The 15,549-nt window shown below is 71.8% G+C and carries 14 protein-coding genes; 9 read left to right on the plus strand and 5 right to left on the minus strand.

Features of this window, described 5'->3' with window-relative positions:
* Nucleotides 1–10 precede the first annotated feature (10 nt).
* The 7 genes from AC27IY_RS13665 to AC27IY_RS13695 all read left to right on the plus strand — a co-directional run bounded on the left by AC27IY_RS13665 (nucleotide 11) and on the right by AC27IY_RS13695 (nucleotide 7,645).
* A complete protein-coding gene (locus tag AC27IY_RS13665; RefSeq protein ID WP_487178164.1) occupies nucleotides 11–661 on the plus strand; it encodes an HAD family hydrolase in 651 nt (216 codons plus the stop codon).
* A gap of 297 nt (nucleotides 662–958) precedes the next feature.
* Nucleotides 959–1,465, plus strand: a complete 507-nt coding sequence (locus AC27IY_RS13670) for a cellulose synthase (protein ID WP_344215527.1) — start codon at nucleotides 959–961, stop codon at nucleotides 1,463–1,465.
* A 225-nt stretch (nucleotides 1,466–1,690) separates the two neighbouring features.
* The gene (locus AC27IY_RS13675; protein WP_423448790.1) at nucleotides 1,691–2,683 is read left to right on the plus strand and encodes an ABC transporter permease; all 993 of its coding nucleotides are present in this window, start codon (nucleotides 1,691–1,693) and stop codon (nucleotides 2,681–2,683) included.
* A gap of 47 nt (nucleotides 2,684–2,730) precedes the next feature.
* A complete protein-coding gene (locus tag AC27IY_RS13680) occupies nucleotides 2,731–4,494 on the plus strand; it encodes an ABC transporter substrate-binding protein (RefSeq protein WP_487178165.1) in 1,764 nt (587 codons plus the stop codon).
* Between the two features lie 84 nt (nucleotides 4,495–4,578).
* Nucleotides 4,579–5,592: an ABC transporter permease gene (locus AC27IY_RS13685; RefSeq protein WP_423448787.1), complete on the plus strand. Its 1,014-nt coding sequence runs from the start codon at nucleotides 4,579–4,581 to the stop codon at nucleotides 5,590–5,592.
* Nucleotides 5,589–6,614, plus strand: a complete 1,026-nt coding sequence (locus AC27IY_RS13690) for an ABC transporter ATP-binding protein (RefSeq protein WP_423448785.1) — start codon at nucleotides 5,589–5,591, stop codon at nucleotides 6,612–6,614. Before AC27IY_RS13685 ends, AC27IY_RS13690 begins: the two co-directional genes overlap by 4 nt.
* 44 nt (nucleotides 6,615–6,658) lie before the next feature.
* A complete protein-coding gene (locus AC27IY_RS13695) occupies nucleotides 6,659–7,645 on the plus strand; it encodes an ABC transporter ATP-binding protein (protein ID WP_423449023.1) in 987 nt (328 codons plus the stop codon).
* A gap of 40 nt (nucleotides 7,646–7,685) precedes the next feature.
* Here the strand turns inward: AC27IY_RS13695 and AC27IY_RS13700 are convergent, their stop codons facing one another.
* The 3 genes from AC27IY_RS13700 to AC27IY_RS13710 are packed head-to-tail and all read right to left on the minus strand — an operon-like array spanning nucleotide 7,686 to nucleotide 10,453.
* Nucleotides 7,686–8,369, minus strand: coding sequence for a response regulator (locus AC27IY_RS13700; RefSeq protein ID WP_091087580.1), 684 nt, complete (start codon nucleotides 8,367–8,369; stop codon nucleotides 7,686–7,688).
* Nucleotides 8,366–9,532, minus strand: coding sequence for a sensor histidine kinase (locus tag AC27IY_RS13705; protein WP_487178166.1), 1,167 nt, complete (start codon nucleotides 9,530–9,532; stop codon nucleotides 8,366–8,368). Before AC27IY_RS13705 ends, AC27IY_RS13700 begins: the two co-directional genes overlap by 4 nt.
* A gap of 60 nt (nucleotides 9,533–9,592) precedes the next feature.
* Nucleotides 9,593–10,453, minus strand: coding sequence for a RecB family exonuclease (locus AC27IY_RS13710; RefSeq protein WP_344215512.1), 861 nt, complete (start codon nucleotides 10,451–10,453; stop codon nucleotides 9,593–9,595).
* A 149-nt stretch (nucleotides 10,454–10,602) separates the two neighbouring features.
* On the opposite strand from AC27IY_RS13710, the gene AC27IY_RS13715 reads away from it, so the two are divergent.
* Together AC27IY_RS13715 and AC27IY_RS13720 are read left to right on the plus strand one after the other, a co-directional pair.
* Nucleotides 10,603–11,739 carry a site-2 protease family protein gene (locus AC27IY_RS13715; protein ID WP_423448782.1) on the plus strand — a complete coding sequence of 379 codons (1,137 nt, stop codon included), beginning with the start codon at nucleotides 10,603–10,605 and terminating at the stop codon, nucleotides 11,737–11,739.
* Between the two features lie 340 nt (nucleotides 11,740–12,079).
* Nucleotides 12,080–13,624 carry an FHA domain-containing protein gene (locus tag AC27IY_RS13720; RefSeq protein ID WP_487178167.1) on the plus strand — a complete coding sequence of 515 codons (1,545 nt, stop codon included), beginning with the start codon at nucleotides 12,080–12,082 and terminating at the stop codon, nucleotides 13,622–13,624.
* 161 nt (nucleotides 13,625–13,785) lie between these two features.
* Here the strand turns inward: AC27IY_RS13720 and AC27IY_RS13725 are convergent, their stop codons facing one another.
* Together AC27IY_RS13725 and AC27IY_RS13730 are read right to left on the minus strand one after the other, a co-directional pair.
* Entirely contained in the window at nucleotides 13,786–14,283 is a 498-nt protein-coding gene (locus AC27IY_RS13725) for a hypothetical protein (protein ID WP_423448778.1), read from the minus strand.
* Between the two features lie 151 nt (nucleotides 14,284–14,434).
* Nucleotides 14,435–15,526: a GNAT family N-acetyltransferase gene (locus AC27IY_RS13730; RefSeq protein ID WP_423470488.1), complete on the minus strand. Its 1,092-nt coding sequence runs from the start codon at nucleotides 15,524–15,526 to the stop codon at nucleotides 14,435–14,437.
* Nucleotides 15,527–15,549 lie beyond the last annotated feature (23 nt).

Below are 15,549 nucleotides of genomic sequence, written 5' to 3' on the forward strand. Positions count from 1 at the left end.
CATGAGACACATGAGCATGGAAGCCGTCTTCTTCGACATGGACGGGCTGCTGGTCGACAGCGAGCGGGTCTGGCTGGAGATCGAGACCGGGGTGATGGCCCGGCTGGGCGCCGCCTGGACGCCCGAGCACCAGGCCCACCTGGTCGGCGGGTCCATGGAACGCACGATCGACTACATGCTGGCCGTCTCGGGCGCCGAGGTGCCGCCCGGCACCGTGCGGTCGTGGATGGTCGACGGCATGGTGGCCCGGCTGTCGGCCGGGGTCGAGCTCATGCCGGGGGCCGTCGAGCTGCTCGACGCCGTACGCGCGGAGGGGGTGCCCGCCGGGCTGGTCACCTCCTCGCTGGGCGAGATCGCCGGCGCCGTGCTGAAGGTCGTCGGGCGTGAGCGTTTCGACGTCATCGTCACGGCCGACGACGTGACGCACACCAAGCCCGACCCGGAGCCCTACCTCACGGCGGCCCGGCTGCTGGGGGTGGAGCCGGTGCGCTGCGTCGTGCTGGAGGACTCCCCGAGCGGGGTGGCCGCGGCGACGGCGGCCGGCTGCGCGGTGGTGGCCGTCCCGAGCATCCTGCCGATCGAGCCGGCCCCTGGCCGCCTGGTCGTCTCCTCGCTGACCGCCGTCACCGTCGCCGACCTGCGGGCCCTCCTGCCGGCCTGATACGGAACGCCCGCTCCCGGGCGTCCGCTTCGGAACGCCCGCTCCCGGACGCCCGCTCCCGGACGCCCGCACCCGGACGCCTACTCCGGGACGCCCGCTTCCGGGCGTCCCTTTCGGCCCTGTGCGTGCCTACGACGGCCGCTACGCCCGTTCGGTGGGGTTGGCGTCGTTCGTCCCTGAAAGGACAGTGGGGGGCGAGCGGCGTTCCCCTAGGGGACGGCTGGTTCTCGCGGAGGAGAGCGAACGGCCGTTCGCATGCCAGGATGGAGGCAGAAGCCGAGACGAAGGGGTGGCCGGATGGACTTCGACCAGATCGCATGGTTTCCGCTGTGCGCCGGGGCGACGGTGGCGGGCCTGGTCCTGAGCTTCCTGGCGTTCCGCCGCAGAGGAGCGGCGTCGGGCCTGCGGGTGGCGGCGTGGGCGCTGCTGCCGGTGGCGGCCTATCTGACGAACGCGCTGCCGGCGCTGTGGACCATCGGCACCACGGCCGTGGGGTTCGTCACCGGCCTGGTGCTCAACCCGGCGGTGTGGGCGGGCGTCGCCGTGGCCGGGCTGTCGGCGGTGCTGTTCGTGGTGTCGGGGTTCATGCGCGGCCGCAGGCTCTCCGTCGGGCGGAAGGACAAGGGCGAGAAGAAGGGCACGGGCGAGACGCCCGCGCAGCGGCCGGCCCAGCCTGGCGCGGCCCAGCCCGCCGCCTCGGCCGCCGCGCCCAAGCCGGCCGTCGCCGCGAAACAGCGCAAGGCGCCCGCCGACGACGACTTCTCCGACATCGAGGAGCTCCTCAAGCGGCGCGGCATCAGCTGACCTCGGTTGTGTCACGAATCCGAGACGCAACCGGAACCGGGCCACGACATTCAGATCAAGATCAATACGAATGAGTTTCGCATCAATCACAGATTAGCCACATAGCGGCCTGAGGGACTGGTCATACCAGCTCAGGCCATAGATTCTGCCTCCTGAGGTCGCGACTTTGCGGTCTAAGTCCAGTTTCAATAGACAGCGTCGTCTGGATCCAGGGGGCAATTTCGCATGACCGCGCCGCTTGACGTTCCCGGTTCCGCCGCAGAAGCGCAACCGGAGTCGGTGCTCGCGGGAGCGGGCAAGGACATCCAGGGCCGGTCCCTCACGAGGATCGCCTGGATGCGGCTGAGGCGGGACAAGGTCGCCCTGGGCGGTGGCGTCGTCGTCGTGCTGCTGATCCTCGTGGCGATCTTCTCCGGGCCCATCATCTCGGTCTTCGGGCACGACCCCCTGGAGTTCCACCAGGAGGCCATCGACCAGAGCACGCTGCTGCCCAGTGGCTCCATGGGCGGCATGGGGAGCGAATACCTGCTCGGCGTCGAGCCGGTCAACGGCCGTGACATCTTCAGCCGCATCGTGGCCGGCGCCTGGATCTCGCTGCTCATCGGCTTCCTCGCCACCCTGGTGTCGGTCGTCATCGGCACCGTACTCGGCGTGGTCGCCGGCTACTTCGGCGGCTGGGTCGACCAGGTCATCGGCCGCATCATGGATGTCTTCCTCGCCTTCCCGCTGCTGGTCTTCGCGATCGCGCTGGCGGGCGTCGTCCCCGACAAGGGGTTCGGCCTGGAGGGCAACGGCCTGCGCATCGCCATGCTGATCTTCATCATCGGCTTCTTCAGCTGGCCCAGCATCGGCCGCATCGTCCGGGGCCAGACCCTGTCGCTGCGCGAGCGGGAGTTCGTCGACGCCGCCCGCAGCCTCGGGGCGCGCCACGGCTACATCCTCTTCCGCGAGGTGCTGCCCAACCTGCTCGCGCCGATCCTGGTCTACGCGACCCTGCTCATCCCGACCAACATCCTGTTCGAGGCCTCGCTCTCCTTCCTGGGCGTGGGCATCAACCCGCCCACCCCGACCTGGGGCGGCATGCTGTCGGAGGCGGTGCGCTTCTACACGCTGCCGCACTTCGTGCTCTTCCCGGGCCTGGCGATCTTCATCACGGTCCTGGCGTTCAACCTGTTCGGCGACGGGTTGAGGGACGCCTTCGACCCCCGCGCGCACTGACCTTCGCCTACGCTCCATCCCCCATCTCACTACCAAGGGGTTAGTCAATGAGAAGGAAATCCGCACTGGCGGCGGCCGCGACAGCGGCGCTGGCCATGGTGCTCTCCGCCTGTGGCGGAGGTGGCGGCACGCCGCAGCAGCCCGCGCAGTCGGCGTCCGGCGGAGGCGCGCAACCCGCGTTCAACGCCGCGCTCACCGGTGTGTACAACCCTTCGACGAAGAAGGGCGGCACGATCAAGGCCGCGCACTCCTCCGACTGGGACAGCCTCGACCCGGCCGACACCTACTACGGGTACTCGTTCAACTTCGGCCGCCTCTACTGGCGTACGCTGACGACGTACAAGACCGGTCCCGGCCCCGACGGCAACCAGGTCGTCCCCGACCTCGCCGAGGGCCTGGGCACGCCGAGCGACGAGGGCAAGACCTGGACGTACAAGCTGCGCGCGGGCCTCAAGTTCGAGGACGGCACGCCGATCACGGCCAAGGACGTGGCCTACGCGGTGGCCCGTTCGTACGACAAGGAGACCTTCCCGCACGGCCCCTCGTACCTCAACGAGCTGCTGGCCTGGCCGAAGGACTTCAAGGGCGTCTACAAGACCCCCGACGTCGACTACAAGTCGGCCGTCGAGGCGACCGACGACACCACGGTGGTCTTCCACCTGGTCAAGCCGTTCGCGTCCATGGACTACATCGTCCAGATGCCGATGACGGCGCCGGTGCCGAAGGACAAGGACACGGGCGCGAAGTACCGCGAGCACGTGATCTCCTCGGGCCCGTACAAGTTCGAGACCAACGAGACCGGCAAGCGCTTCACGCTGGTCCGCAACGACCAGTGGGACCCCGCCACCGACCCCAACCGGCCCGCGCTGCCGGACAAGTGGGAGGTCCAGCTCAACGTCAACGCCGATGACCTGGACAACCAGCTCATGTCGGGCAGCATCCAGCTCGACATCCCGGGCACCGGCATGCAGCCCGCGGCGCTCGGCAAGGTCCTGCCGGACCCGGCGCTGAAGGCCCGTACGGACAACCCGACGATCGCCCGTCTGTGGTACGTCTCGGTCATCCCGGACACCAAGCCGCTCGACAACATCGAGTGCCGCAAGGCCGTCATGTTCGCCGCGGACCGCGTCGCCAACCAGACCGCCTACGGCGGCCCGGTGGCCGGCGGCGAGATCGCCACGAACGTCATGCCGCCCGGCATCGTCGGCCAGGAGAAGTTCGACCTGTACCAGACGCCGGAGAACAAGGGCGACGTCGAGAAGGCCAAGCAGGCCCTGGCCGCCTGCGGCCAGCCGAACGGCTTCGAGACCACGATGACGTTCCGCGCCGACCGTCCGCGTGAGAAGGCCCTCGCCGAGGCCATGCAGCAGGCGCTGTCCAAGGCCGGCATCAAGCTGACGCTGAAGGGCTTCCCGGCCTCCAGCTACTTCTCCGACTACGCCGGCAACGTCGACTACGTCAAGAAGAACGGCATCGGCCTGGCCACGCACGGCTGGGGCTCCGACTGGCCCGACGGTTACGGTTTCATGCAGGCCATCGTCGACAGCCGGACCATCCGCCCGGCGGGCAACTACAACCTGAGCGTCAAGAACGCCGAGGTCGACAAGCTCGTCGACCAGGCCGCGGCCGAGCTGGACGCCACCGCCCGCGCCAAGCTGTGGGTGGACGTCGACAAGAAGGTCATGGAGGACGCCTCCATCCTTCCCGTCGTCTGGGCCAAGTCGCTGCTCATGCGCGGCCAGGGCGTGACCAACCTCGCCTACAACGAGGGCCAGCAGATGTACGACTACGTGCTGCTCGGCGCGGAGTGACCAGGCGAGGCTCGGGGATCTAGCGAAGGCAGGTGAAGGCATGAGTGGCCGGCCCGGCGCGGGCCGGCCACTCGGCCGGCAGCGGTGCTCACATACATCATCAGGCGTCTGATCGGCGCGCTCGCGATGCTCATGGTGGTCAGCATGGTCACCTTCGGCATCTTCTTCGTCGTGCCGCAGTGGGCCGGGGCGACTCCCGAGGCCCTCGCCTCGCGCTACGTCGGGCGCGCGGCGACCCCGGAGACCGTTCACCTGGTCGCCGAGCGGCTCGGCTTCTACGACCCGGTGGTCGTGCAGTACGGCAGGTTCGTCAAGGGCATCTTCACCGGCGCCACCTACGACTACGGCGCCGGCGTCGAGCAGTGCCCCGCTCCCTGCTTCGGCTACTCCTTCATCAGCGGACAGCCCGTCTGGCCGGACCTGGTCGACCGCATGCCGGTCACCTTCTCCCTCGCCATCGGCGCGGCCGTCCTGTGGGTGCTGGGCGGCGTCGCCATCGGCGTGCTGTCGGCGCTGCGCCGCGGCAGCTTCTTCGACCGGCTGTCCATGGGCACCGCCCTCGCCGGCGTGTCGCTGCCCATCTTCTTCACCGGCATGGTCTCCCTGGTCATCTTCAGCTACGGCCTCGGCTGGACCCCGCCGGGCGGTGCGTACACACCGCTGGCGGAGAACCCGGCGCTGTGGGCCTACGACCTGCTGCTGCCGTGGATCACGCTGGCCTTCCTGTTCGCCGCCACCTACGCCCGGCTCACCCGGGCGGGCATGCTGGAGACCATGGGGGAGGACTACATCCGCACCGCCCGCGCCAAGGGGCTGAGAGAGCGGGAGGTGATCGTCAAGCACGGCCTGCGCGCCGCGCTGACGCCGATCCTCACGCTCTTCGGCATCGACTTCGGGCTGCTGATCGGCGGCGCCGTCCTCACCGAGACCACCTATACTCTGCCCGGGCTCGGCCAGTACGCCATTCTGGCGATCAGGAACCAGGACCTGCCGCAGGTCATGGGGGTCGTGCTGGTCGCCGCGCTGTTCGTGGTGGTCGCGAGCCTGGTCGTCGACCTGCTCTACGCCGTGGTCGACCCGAGGGTGAGGTTGTCGTGAGCTTCCTTGAGGTCAAGGACCTGAAGATCCACTTTCCGACCGACGACGGTCTGGTCAAGTCCGTCGACGGGCTGACGTTCGACCTCGAACGCGGCAAGACGCTCGGCATCGTCGGCGAGTCCGGCTCCGGCAAGAGCGTCACCAGCCTCGGCATCCTGGGGCTGCACAAGGGCGGCCGCGCCCACCTGTCCGGCGAGATCTGGCTGGACGGCGAGGAGCTGATCGGCGCCTCCGCCGAGCACGTACGCGGCCTGCGCGGCAAGAAGATGGCGATGATCTTCCAGGATCCGCTGTCGTCGATGCACCCCTACTACACGGTCGGCCAGCAGATCATCGAGGCCTACCGCATCCACAACGACGTCAGCAAGCAGGTCGCCCGCAAGCACGCGATCGACATGCTGGGCCGCGTCGGCATCCCCGAGCCGGCCAGGCGCGTGGACAGCTACCCGCACGAGTTCTCCGGCGGCATGCGCCAGCGCGCGATGATCGCCATGGCGCTGTCGTGCGACCCCGAGCTGCTCATCGCCGACGAGCCGACCACGGCGCTCGACGTGACCGTCCAGGCCCAGATCCTCGACCTCATGGTCGACCTGCAGCGCGAGTTCAACTCCGCGCTCATCATCATCACCCACGACCTGGGCGTGGTGGCCGAGCTGTCCGACGACATCCTCGTCATGTACGCCGGCAAGTGCATCGAGTACGGCCCGGCCGACAGCATCTTCTACCGCCCCGAGCACCCCTACACCTGGGGCCTGCTCGGCTCCATGCCCCGCCTGGACCGGGAGCCCACCGAGCGGCTGCTGCCGATCAAGGGCTCGCCGCCCTCGCTCATCAACGTGCCCCCCGGCTGCGCCTTCCATCCGCGCTGCCCGTACGCCGAGCGCACGCAGGGCAAGGCCGACACCGAGGTGCCCGCGCTGGCCGAGACCGAGGGCGGCCACCTGGTGCGCTGCCACATGAGCCGCGACGAGCGGCGCGGCCTGTGGGAGAACGAGATCAAGCCAGTGCTGGAGACCCAGTGAGCGAGCCGAACTACGCCAGTGAGCCGCTTCTTTCCGTGCAGGACATGGAGAAGCACTTCCCCGTGACCAAGGGCCTGCTGAAGAGACAGGTCGGCGCGGTCAAGGCGGTCGACGGCATCAGCTTCGACGTCTTCAAGGGCGAGACCCTCGGCCTGGTGGGCGAGTCGGGCTGCGGCAAGTCCACGACCGGCCGCCTGGTCACCCGGCTGCTGGAGCCCACCGCGGGCAAGGTCGTCTTCGAGGGCCAGGACATCACGCACATGAGCCAGGGGCGGCTGCGGCCGCTCCGGCGCGACATGCAGATGATCTTCCAGGACCCCTACTCGTCGCTGAACCCCCGGCACACGGTCGGCGCCATCGTCGGCGCGCCGTTCCGCATCCAGGGCGTGCAGACCGAGAACGGCGTCAAGAAGGCCGTCCAGGACATCCTGTCGCTGGTCGGGCTCAACCCCGAGCACTACAACCGCTACCCGCACGAGTTCTCCGGCGGCCAGCGCCAGCGCATCGGCATCGCCCGCACGCTCGCGCTCAAGCCCAAGCTCATCATCGCCGACGAGCCGGTCTCCGCGCTCGACGTGTCCATCCAGGCCCAGGTCGTCAACCTGCTGGAGGACCTGCAGAACGAGCTGGACCTCACCTACGTCGTGATCGCCCACGACCTGTCGGTGGTGCGCCACATCAGCGACCGGGTCGCCGTGATGTACCTCGGCAAGATCGTCGAGATCGCCGACCGCAAGCGGCTCTACAGCTCGCCCATGCACCCCTACACCAACGCCCTGCTGTCGGCCGTGCCCGTGCCCGACCCCAAGGCGCGCAAGGGCCGCGAGCGCATCCGGCTGGTCGGCGACGTGCCGAGCCCGCTCAACCCGCCGCCCGCCTGCCGCTTCCACACCCGCTGCTGGAAGGCGCAGGAGATCTGCAAGACGGTCGAGCCGCCGCTGGGCGAGGTGGCGAGCGGGCACCGCGTCGCCTGCCACTTCCCGGAGAACGCCGTGGAGACCCCGGCGGCCGCGGCCGCCGAGCAGAGCTGACACGCGCCGGGCGTCCCCGACGACGGGGCGCCCGGCCAGGTCAGGACAGGGCGCCCGGCGTGATGAGGCCTGTCTCGTAGGCCAGCACCACCGCCTGCACGCGGTCGCGCAGCCCCAGCTTGGTCAGCACGTTGCCGACGTGCGTCTTGACCGTCGTCTCGCTCACCACCAGCTTGGCGGCGATCTCGGCGTTGGACATGCCCTTGGCGATCAGGCGCAGCACCTCCAGCTCGCGCTCGGTCAGCCGGTCGAGCCGGGCGGGGGCCGCCTGCTCGTACGCCGACGGCAGCCGCGCGGCGAACCGGTCGAGCAGCCGCCGGGTCACGCTCGGCGCGACGATCGCCTCACCCGCCGCCACCACCCGGATCGCCTGCACCAGCTCGTCCGGCGGCACGTCCTTCAGCAGGAACCCCGACGCGCCCGCGCGCAGCGCCTCCACGATGTACTCGTCGAGGTCGAACGTGGTCAGCACCAGCACCTTCGGCACGTGCGCCGACGGCGCCGCCTCCCGTACGATCCGGCGGGTCGCCTCGATGCCGTCCACCCCGGGCATCCTGATGTCCATGAGCACCACGTCGGGCAGCAAGGCCCGGGTCTGCTCCATCGCGGCCTTGCCGTCGCCGGCCTGCCCCACCACCGTGATGTCGGGCTCGGCCTCGAGGATCAGGCGGAAACCGGTGCGCAGCAGCGGCTGGTCGTCCACCAGCAGCACTCTGATCGTCATTGTCCGTCCTTCAGCGGGAACCTCGCCCGCACCTCGAAACCGCCCCCCGGTAGCGGACCGATGCTCAGGATTCCACCATAGAGTGCCACTCTTTCGCGAATGCCCACCAAACCATGCCCTTGCCCCGAGGTCAGACCATCCGCCGCGCCGCCCGTCCCGTCGTCCTCGACCCGTACGTCCAGCTCGCGCGGCTTGTGCCGGACGGTGACCACCGCGCCGGCCCCGGCCCCCGCGTGCCGCAGGCTGTTGGTCAGCCCCTCCTGCACCAGCCGGTACGCCGCCAGGTCCACCCCGGCAGGCAGCTCCCGCGGCTCGCCCTCCACCAGCAGCCGGACCGGCAGCCCCGCCTCCCGCATCTGCTCCACGAGCGCCGGCAGGTCGCGTACGCCCGGCTGCGGCCCCAGCTCGGCCCGCGCGTCGGCGCGCAGCACCCCCACGATCGTGCGCATCTCCGCCATCGCGCTGCGCCCGGTGTGCTCGATGGCCGACAGCGCCTCGCCCGCCAGCGCGGGATCGGCGGCGAGCACCCGCCGCGCCGCCGCGGCCTGCACCACCATGACGCTGACGTGGTGGGCCACCACGTCGTGCAGCTCCCGCGCGATCCGCGAGCGCTCCTCGGCCCGCGCCGCCCGGGTGTCGGCCGCGTGCGCCCGCTCCAGCCGCGCCGCCCGGTCCTTCAGCTCCTCCAGGTAGGCCCGCCGCAGCCGCAGGCTGCGCCCCGCGCCCCACACGGCCGTCACCAGGATGACGACCACCACGTGGTCGGTCCAGGCCGCCGCCCGCACGGGGCCGGCCAGCGCCCCCAGCGCGTACGCCGACAGCGACACCAGCAGCCCGCCCAGCGCCATCGCCAGCCCCCGGTGGGAGGCCACCGAGTAGAGCAGCACCAGCCCGGCCAGGCCCGGCACGCCCGCGCCGTAGCCGGTCGCCGTCAGCAGCAGGCCGGGCACCAGGGCCGCGCACAGCGCGGCCAGCGGCCAGCGCCGGCGGAAGGCCACGGGCACGCCCGCCACGGCCACCAGCGCGACGCCGAATCCGTCGGGCGGCCGCGGCCCCGCGGACGCCGGGATCAGCGGCTCGTCGAGCGTGTGGAGCACCACCGAGAGGATCGCCACCACGGCGGCGAGAACCGGGTCGTGGAGGCGGGTTCGGTCGATGCGCACGGCTTCACTGTAGGACCGCCCGCGAGTCCGATTCCTCCTCCCCGGGGAGGATTAGTCCTGCTAAAGCTCGTCGGTCGCGGCCCGGCGGTTCCTGCGGACGGTGTCGCCGGGCTGCCGGTCGGGCACCGGGGGAGGGGTGCCGCCGAACTCGGGGCACAGCGCCTGATGGTCGCACCAGTCGCACAGCCGGCTGCGCCGCGCCCGCCACTCGCCGCTCTGCATCGCGCGCTCGATCGCCGTCCACAGGGCCATCACCTTGCGCTCGGTGGCCTGCAGGTCGGCCTCGTCGGGGGCGTAGCGCAGCACCTCGCCCTGGCCGCCGAGGTAGACGAGCTGCAGCAGCCGCGGCACCCGGCCGCGCAGCCGCCACAGCACCAGCGCGTAGAACTTCATCTGGAACAGCGCCTTGGCCTCGAAGTCGGGCCCCGGCGCGCTGCCGGTCTTGTAGTCGACCACCCGGACCTCGCCGGTCGGCGCCACGTCGAGCCGGTCGACGTAGCCGCGCAGCATCAGCCCGCCGTCGAGCACCGCCTCGACGTAGAGCTCACGCTCGGCCGGCTCCAGCCGGGTCGGGTCCTCCAGCGTGAAGTAGCGCTCCAGCATGCCGCGGGCCTGCGCCAGCCACTCGGCCTGCTCCTCCTCGCCGGAGAACATCTCGGCGTATTGGGGGTCGTCGTCGAGCAGCCGGCGCCACTGCGGCTCCAGCAGCTCCAGCGCCGCCGCCACCGACCGGCGCGGGGCCGGCAGGTCGTAGAGCCGCTCCAGGACCGCGTGGACCACCGTGCCGCGCACCGCCGCCGGGGAGGGCCGCTCGGGGAGCTGGTCGATCACCCGGAAGCGGTAGAGCAGCGGGCAGGTCATGAAATCGCCCGCGCGGGAGGGGGACAGCGCACCGATGATCACCGGCTCGGTCAGCGTCATGCACGCACTCTAGGTCACGGCCCCGACAGATTGACCCCCGGCGCGACGATGAGCGCCTGCCGCGGCGCGTAGCATCAAGGCAGCGAGACCACCACACCGCCGGGGCCCGACCGCACGCGGACCCGCCGGGAAGACGTACGAGGAGAGCGGTGAGCGAGCAGAGCCCCCGGCAGGAGTTCTCCGGCGTCCCGATGGGGAGGCTGTTCGGCATCCCCGTCTACGTGTCCTGGACCTGGTTCCTCGTGGCCGGCTTCATCACCGTGATGTTCGGCCCCTACTTCGGGCGGATGCTGCCCGGCATCGGCGAGGGCGCCGCCTACGGCGTGGCGTTCGTCTTCGCGGTGCTGCTCTACGTCTCGGTGCTGCTGCACGAGCTGGCGCACAGCGTCCTCGCCAAGGCCTACGGGCTGCCGGTGCGCCGCATCACCCTCTACCTCCTCGGTGGCGTCTCGGAGATCGAGAAGGAGCCGCCCACGCCGGGCAAGGAGTTCCTGGTGGCCGCGGCGGGGCCGGGGCTGTCGCTCGGGCTGGCCGGGCTCGGCTGGCTGGCCGACGTCTACTTCATCAACGACGGCGGCATCCTCGAGGTGCTGGTGCTGCAGCTCTGGTTCGCCAACCTCATCGTCGGCGTCTTCAACCTGCTGCCGGGACTGCCGCTCGACGGCGGCCGGATGCTGCGGGCCGGCGTGTGGAAGATCGCCGGCAGCCCCGGCACCGGCACGATCGTGGCCGCCTGGGGCGGCCGGGTGCTGGCCGTGCTGCTCGTCGCCGTGCCCCTCGGGTCGGTGGTCGTCGGCGGCGGCGATGCCGACATCACCGACGTGATCTGGCCGCTGGTGCTGGCCTCCTTCATCTGGATGGGCGCCTCGCAGTCGCTGCGCGTGGCCAAGATCCGCGCCCGCATCCCGCGGGTCAACGCGCGGGCCCTGGCCCGCAGGGCGGTGCCGGTGAGCGGCGACACGCCGCTGTCGGAGGCGTTGCGGCAGGCGGGCGAGCGGCACGCGGGCGCCATCGTCGTGGTCGACCACGACGGCCGGCCGCTGGCGATCGTCAGCGAGGCCGCCGTGCAGGCCACCCCCGAGCACCGCCGCCCATGGGTGAGCTCCGCCTCCCTGGCCAAGTCGCTCGACCCGGCCATGGTGCTGGCCGCCGACCTCGCGGGCGAGCCGCTCATCGACGCCATGCGCGAGGCGCCGGGCAGCGAATATCTCCTCGTGGAGCCGGGCGGTGAGGTCTACGGCGTGCTGTCCACCGCCGATGTGAACCGGGTGTTCACCGGCGTCTGATTTGTCCCACTCGTTTAAGCCGCGGCCCCCGGATAGGGTCGTGTCCAGCGGTTTCCGGGTTCGCGAGCGGACCCGGGCGATTTCTGCGATGCGATGACTGGCCGCTAGTGTGCTGTTTGGCCAAACTTGCACAGTTAAGGGGTTAGTTGCGGTCCACCGGTTCATCGAATCGAGACGACGGGGGCGCGGCGCGGCTCCGTCGTCTGGGTATGCGTATGGCTGGTGGCCGGCACCGCAGTGCGGGCGCCGTGACAACGCCGGCTTCCGGGGAGGAGAGTTGAGTGACCGAGCGCAGCGAGGGCACCGATGAGCGCGGCACGGTCGTCATGAGGGAGGACGCATGACCGACCAAGGCTTCGGAGTGGTGCGTCCGCTTCCTGGTGACGGTCTCGTCGCCTACCTGGGCGGGCTGCTGCTGGTGTGCGATCCGGGCGAGGCCACCGCCGACGGCCTGCTCGACGCGCTGCGCGAGACCGCGGCCTCCGGCGGCGACGGCCGGGCACTGGCGCGCCGCGCGGCGCAGGTGCTGGCGGCCAACATGGCGGGCGACCCGGCCGCGTGCGCGGTCGCCGGCCCGGTGACCGGCGGCGTCGCCGTCCTGGTCAGCGGCTCGGCCTCGGCGAGCGTCGTCACCTCCGCCGGCGAGACGCGGCTGTCCGGCAGCGACTCCCTGACCTGGGCCGACCGGCTCGTCACCGGCACCGTCGAGCGGGTCGAGCTGAGCCTGCCCGGCGCCGGCTCCCCGCATCCCGCCGTACGCCTCGACGGCGGCGTGGTCCACGGCGGCGGCCTGGTCAGCGACCTCGCCGACCGTCCTGCCGACCGTCCCATCGGGCGGTCGTCCGACATGCCCGCGCAGTCCCGGCCGCTGACCAGCGAGATGCCGGCCACGGCCTTCCACATCGAGGCCGACCTCATCCAGCCGCCCGCCCAGCCGCAGCCGCAGCCGCAGCCGCAGCCGCAGTCTCAGCCGGTGGAGCGGCCGCCCTATCCGCTGGCCGACCAGCCGCCGGTCGCGCCGAGCCCGCCCTCGGGCCCGCAGCCCGTCCCGGCGTCCATGGAGCAGGGGCCCTACCACACGCCTCAGGATCAACCGTACCCCTCGCAGGACCAGCCTTACCCGTCGCAGGAGCAGCACTCCCCGTACGGGCCGCCGCACGACCAGCCGCCGGCCTACCCCTCGCGCGAGTCGTCGCCGTCCCTGCCCGAGCCGGGCCACTACCCGACCTACGACGAGCAGCCGCCCTCCGGCAACGGCCTGCCCGACCAGCAGGGGCAGCAGCCCTTCGGCGGGCCCGACCACTTCGGCGACCAGCCCGCGCCGCCCCCGCCGCTCGGCCAGCCCGACCACTTCGACCACCCGGGCCCGCCGCAGCCGCAGCAGGAGCAGCAGCAGCCCGAGCACGGCGACCGGCCGCTGGTCTACGGGGTCGACTGCAAGAACGACCACTTCAACGACCCCCGCGTCCCCTACTGCGCCGTCTGCGGCATCGCCCTGGTCCAGCGCACCCTCGTCCCCTACAAGGGCCCGCGCCCTTCGCTCGGCGTGCTCATCCTCGACGACGGCATGGCGCTGCCGCTGGAGAGCGACTACCTGCTCGGCCGCGACCCCGAGCGGGCCCCCGAGGTGGCCGGCGGCACGGCCCGCCCGGCCAAGGTGACCAGCCCCGACGGCTCGGTCTCGCGCCGCCACCTGCGGGTGGCGCTCGACGGCTGGGACGTCAACCTGGTCGACCTCGGCTCGGTCAACGGCACCCAGATCCAGCCGCCCGGCGACCCCAACTTCTACGACATCCCGCCCAACGAGCCCGTCACCATCGCGCCCGGCACCACCGTGCGCGTGGGCGTCTCCCGCACCCTGCGCTACGAGGCGCACCGCGGCTGAGCGGCCCGCCGGCCGCGCCCCCTCACCGAGCGGGCGCGGCCGCCGTCCGGCGTCGTCCAAAGCCTGCCGTCCGGCGTCCTCCAGGGCCTGCCGTACGGCGTCGTCCAAGGCTTGCCATCGGGCGTCGTCCAGACCTGCCGTCCGGCGTTCTCCGTGGCCCGTCAGACCGGGCGGAACGCCCGTACGCCCCGCAGCAGCCGCACCGCCGCCTCCAGGCCGCTGGCCGCCTCCAGCGCCCGCCCGGCCGCGATCGCGTACCTGCTCAGCAGGTGCTCGTCGGCGTCGCAGAAGGCCCGCCCCGCGACCCACACGAACAGGTGGTCGCACGACACCGCGGGCACCGGCGTCGCGAGGAAGCCAGGCTCGCCCACGCTGGGGTCGCACGCCAGCCGTACCGGCTCCACGGCCGACGCCAGCTCCTTCAGCACCCCCGACTCCGCGAGCCAGCCGCGCACCCGCAGCGGGTCGCCGGGCGGGGTGTGCGCGTACATCGACCGGGCCTCCTCGCGCAGCGGGTCCGCGCGGACGAAACCCGCGTACGAGGTGTTCGCGACCGCGGCGGCGGCCCGCGCCAGCCGGTCCACCAGGTCCGCGGCCTCCAGTCCTGAACAGGCGGAGATGAGCTCGCGCATGGAGACGTCGACACGGTTGTATGGCATCGCGGCGGTCCCTCGGCCGGTCGGAGGCGAGATCGCGCGGGCCGACCACGCGACCCTCGAAAGCGGCTGCCCCGACTATCGCCCCCGACGTGGCCCTTGACTAGCCCTCAACAGGAAATCGGGATTTCTCCCCGTCCGGGGCCGTCAGCCGTCAGGAGGAGCGGACGCGGGCCCAGGCGACGTCGTCCACGCGCCGCCCGCCGCCCTTCGGGAACATCTCCCTGTGCACGCCCTCCCGGCTGAACCCGGCCCGCTCCAGCACCCGGTGCGAGGCGACGTTGCCCGCCTCGGTGCCGGCCACGACCCGGTGCAGCGCCGTACGGGCGAACGCCCAGTCCACCAGCAGCCGCACCGCCCGCGTCATGAACCCCTTGCCGCGGAAGCCCGGCATCAGCGAGTAGCCGACCATCGCCTGCCCGAGCGCCGGCGTCACCTGGGTGAGCTGCACGTGCCCAGCGAACGCCCCGGACCCGGCGTCGCGCACGGCCAGCTCGATCCGCTGCCCCGACACCCACCAGTAGCCGGTGTAGCGGCAGCGCCGCTCGTCGTCCTGGAGGGTGCTGGGCGGCCCCACCTTGTACGCGGCCACGACCGGATCGGCCAGCATCCGGTGGAAGTCGGCCGCGTCCGCCGGGGTCATCGGCGTCAGCCGTACCACGCCGTCGGACAGCTCTCCGCCGTCGAAGAACGGCAGGTACGGCTCCACCGGCGGCGCCGCCTCGCCCGGCAGCCGCCCGAAGGTGATCAGGTCGGCGGGGCGGCCGTCGCGCAGCAGCTTGGCCTCGCGCCGGTGCCCCTCCTCGCGGAAGCCCGCCTTGTACGCCACCCGCAGGCTGGCCACGTTCTCCACCTCGGCCTCCAGCTCGACCCGGCGTACGCCCTGGTCGAACAGCCAGTCGGCGACCGCCCGCGCGGCCGTCGAGGCCACGCCCTTGCCGCGGGCCCACGGCGCGACCAGGTAGCCGAGCTCGGCGACCCGCCAGCGGTCGGGCGGCCGGACGCCGATCGAGCCGGCGTAGCGGCCGTCCTGGGTGATGGCGAACTCGGCGCCGCCGGCCTCCCACTTGGCGCGGGCCTGCTCGACGTACGCGCGCGCGTCCGACAGCCGGTAGGGGGAGGGCAGCAGCGGCAGGAAGCGGGCCGTCACCGGGTCGTCGCACGCCCGCATGATCGCCTCGGCGTCGGAGTCGGAGGGGGCCCGCAGGACGAGGGGACCGGCGGAGATCACGTGGCGCGCGAGCATCCCCCATACTTATCGTGCGTCCG

It is taken from the genome of Nonomuraea sp. B208 (assembly GCF_057536035.1).

What these genes read in the sequence shown, in the direction of transcription:
- AC27IY_RS13665 (WP_487178164.1), top strand. Translation starts at nt 11, where the DNA reads ATGAGCATGGAAGCCGTCTTCTTCGACATGGACGGGCTGCTGGTCGAC.
- AC27IY_RS13680 (WP_487178165.1), top strand. Translation starts at nt 2,731, where the DNA reads ATGAGAAGGAAATCCGCACTGGCGGCGGCCGCGACAGCGGCGCTGGCC.
- AC27IY_RS13675 (WP_423448790.1), top strand. Translation starts at nt 1,691, where the DNA reads ATGACCGCGCCGCTTGACGTTCCCGGTTCCGCCGCAGAAGCGCAACCG.
- AC27IY_RS13700 (WP_091087580.1), bottom strand. Translation starts at nt 8,369, where the DNA reads ATGACGATCAGAGTGCTGCTGGTGGACGACCAGCCGCTGCTGCGCACC.
- AC27IY_RS13695 (WP_423449023.1), top strand. Translation starts at nt 6,659, where the DNA reads ATGGAGAAGCACTTCCCCGTGACCAAGGGCCTGCTGAAGAGACAGGTC.
- AC27IY_RS13725 (WP_423448778.1), bottom strand. Translation starts at nt 14,283, where the DNA reads ATGCCATACAACCGTGTCGACGTCTCCATGCGCGAGCTCATCTCCGCC.
- AC27IY_RS13670 (WP_344215527.1), top strand. Translation starts at nt 959, where the DNA reads ATGGACTTCGACCAGATCGCATGGTTTCCGCTGTGCGCCGGGGCGACG.
- AC27IY_RS13730 (WP_423470488.1), bottom strand. Translation starts at nt 15,526, where the DNA reads ATGCTCGCGCGCCACGTGATCTCCGCCGGTCCCCTCGTCCTGCGGGCC.
- AC27IY_RS13720 (WP_487178167.1), top strand. Translation starts at nt 12,080, where the DNA reads ATGACCGACCAAGGCTTCGGAGTGGTGCGTCCGCTTCCTGGTGACGGT.
- AC27IY_RS13710 (WP_344215512.1), bottom strand. Translation starts at nt 10,453, where the DNA reads ATGACGCTGACCGAGCCGGTGATCATCGGTGCGCTGTCCCCCTCCCGC.